Consider the following 2,784-nt stretch of genomic DNA (forward strand, 5'->3'; position numbering starts at 1 on the left):
GTGCTTATCGACGTCGAGGCCGGCGACACGGTCAGCGTGCGCAATGTCGAAGGCGGGCAGGCCTGCGAGCTGCTCGCATGGGACAAGACCGGCGCGACCGATGCCGGCATTTTCGGCGAGAAATCGAACAGCAATGCCGCCGGCATCAAGGCGCTGCTGGCCGATGGCGACGACAGCTTCGCTTCCTTGCGCCGGGGGCTGGAGCGACGCCAGGTGCAGCTGGACCAGGCAAAGACGGTTCGCGTTTTCGGTGGCGCCACCCCTGCCGGCACCGAACAGAGTTTTACCGTAGCCCGCAATGGCTCGATGCTCATCGCCGCCCCGGGTGGTCCTATGCTGGTCGACGGCCATGACACGGCGACGCCGCTCAGCATCATTGTGCGGCGCGCCAGCATTCGCCCAGCGGCGAAGTCGCAGCTTGGCGACCCGCTGGCCGATCCAGTGCTCGATTTTCGCGTCCATTCGGCGACCGCCGAATCCTACTTCGTCAAAGCTGGCGACTATTTGCAGATCATCGATGTCGACGGGCGCCAATGCACGGACTTCCAGTGCTTTTCGGCGCGCAAGCTCGACAAGGGACGCGACCATCCGCTCGACGTGACGACGACCCGCACGCTGATGGGTTCGAGCTACCCGATGCCCGGCCTGCACTCGAAATATTACGACCAGGACATGGAGCCGCTGGTCGAGGTCGTGCAGGACACTTGCGGTCGGCACGATGCGTTCGCGCTAGCTTGCGCTGCCAAATATTACGACGACATCGGCTATCCCGGTCACCCCAACTGCTCGGAGAATTTCAACCGTGCGCTGTCGGACAAGGGTGTAAATCCTCGCGCCGGCTGGATGGCGATCAACTTCTTCTTCAACACGGCGATCGACGCGCATGGCGTCATGGTTTCCGACGAGCCGTGGTCGCGGCCGGGCGACTATGTGCTGCTGCGCGCTTTGACCGACATCGTCTGCGTCTCGTCCGCCTGCCCCGACGACACGACGCCGGCCAATGGCTGGAACCTGACCGACATCCATGTGAGGACCTATTCCGGCCAGCACAAATTCTCGCGAGCGATCGCCAGACGCATGACGCCCGATTCGGAACCGAAAATGACCCGCGAGACATCATTTCATTCGAGCTTTGCCAGGCACACCCGCAACTTCGTCGAGTACAGGGGGTATTGGCTGGCCAACGCCTTCGCCAAGGAGGGGCCGATCGCCGAATACTGGGCCTGCCGGCAGGACGCGGTGATCATGGACCTTTCGCCGCTGCGCAAATTCGAGGTCACCGGCCCGGATTCGGAAGCGCTGCTGCAATACACGCTGACCCGCGACGTAAAAAAACTCGGCATCGGCCAGGTGGTCTATTCCGCCATGTGCTACGAGCATGGCGGCATGATCGACGACGGCACGCTGCTCAGGCTTGGCAAGGATAATTTCCGCTGGGTCGGCGGAGACGATCTTTCCGGCGAATGGCTACGCGACACCGCGACGAAACTCGGCCTCAACGTGCTGGTGCGTTCGTCGACGGACCAGATGCACAATGTCGCCGTGCAAGGACCGAAGAGCCGCGACATCCTGAAGGAGATCATCTGGACTTCGCCGCTGCAGCCGTCGATCGAGGAGCTCGAATGGTTCCGTTTCGCCGTCGCCCGGATCGGCGGCGGCAACGGCATTCCGATAGTCGTTTCGCGCACCGGCTACACCGGCGAACTCGGCTACGAGATCTGGTGCCATCCGCGCGACGCCGAAAAGGTGTTCGACGTCATCTGGGAGGCCGGCCAGCCGCATGGCTTGAAGCCGATGGGATTGCAGGCGCTAGACATGGTGCGCATCGAGGCCGGTCTGATCTTTGCCGGCTACGAATTTTCCGACCAGACCGATCCGTTCGAGGCCGGCATCGGCTTCACGGTGCCGCTGAAGACCAAGACCGACGATTTTATCGGGCGCGAGGCGCTGATCCAGCGCAAGGAAAACCCGCAGAGAACGCTCGTCGGCCTCGATATCGACGCCAATGTCGCGGTTGGACATGGCGATTGCGTCCATGTCGGCCGCGCCCAGATCGGCGAAATCACTTCGAGCATGCGTTCGCCGGTGCTGAACAAGACCATCGCGCTGGCCAGGCTCGACGTCACCCATGCCGCGATCGGCACCGAGGTCGAGATCGGCAAGCTCGACGGCCACAGCAAGCGGCTGCCGGCGCGCGTCGTGCCCTTCGCCCACTATGATCCGCAAAAGAGCAGACCGCGCTCCTGACGGCGGCATCCCTTGCCTTCTCCCCCTGTGGGTGAAGGTGGATCGGCGCGCAGCGCCGAGACGGAAGAGGGGTGCTGGACGGAGTGCTGTCGGTGCCAAGCTGGATCACCCCTCATCCGACCTCGCTTCGCGAGGCCACCTTCTCCCACAACAAGGGGAGAAGGTAAGAGCGTGTTCGGCATCTGCGATGTGCACAGCTTCACAAAACGCTTGACGTGAAAGCGTGACGGATCGATCTTCACTGCTAAGAAAAAAATACTACTGAGCGGAAACCGCCTGAGCTCATTTCAACGCGTGCGTCGGTGACGCATCGCGAGGTGTCGGCTGTCGCCGATGGGAAGATCAAAAATGGGGAATCCACGTATATGAGCACAATAGTCTCTGCCCTGGTGCCGCCTGCCGAAGGGCAGCTGCACCGCAATATTGATTGGCGCGGCGCCTTCTGGGTGGCGAGCGGCGTTCCCGCCCTTGTCCTGTTTTCGATCGGCGGCATTGCCGGCACGACCGGCAAGCTGGCCTTCCTGATCTGGACGGTGT

1 protein-coding gene and 1 pseudogene are annotated in these 2,784 nt (G+C 62.4%); both read left to right on the forward strand.

The window, feature by feature from the left end:
* Positions 1-2,247: aminomethyltransferase family protein (locus tag EOA85_RS31770; RefSeq protein ID WP_245486199.1), on the forward strand; the 2,247-nt coding region annotated here is incomplete at its 5' end.
* A gap of 365 nt (positions 2,248-2,612) precedes the next feature.
* Positions 2,613-2,784 (forward strand): annotated as a pseudogene (locus tag EOA85_RS39530) (amino acid permease); the annotation flags it as partial.

Origin of the sequence: Mesorhizobium sp. M5C.F.Ca.IN.020.29.1.1, from assembly GCF_003997375.1 — a bacterium.
Taxonomy (GTDB): domain Bacteria; phylum Pseudomonadota; class Alphaproteobacteria; order Rhizobiales; family Rhizobiaceae; genus Mesorhizobium; species Mesorhizobium wenxiniae.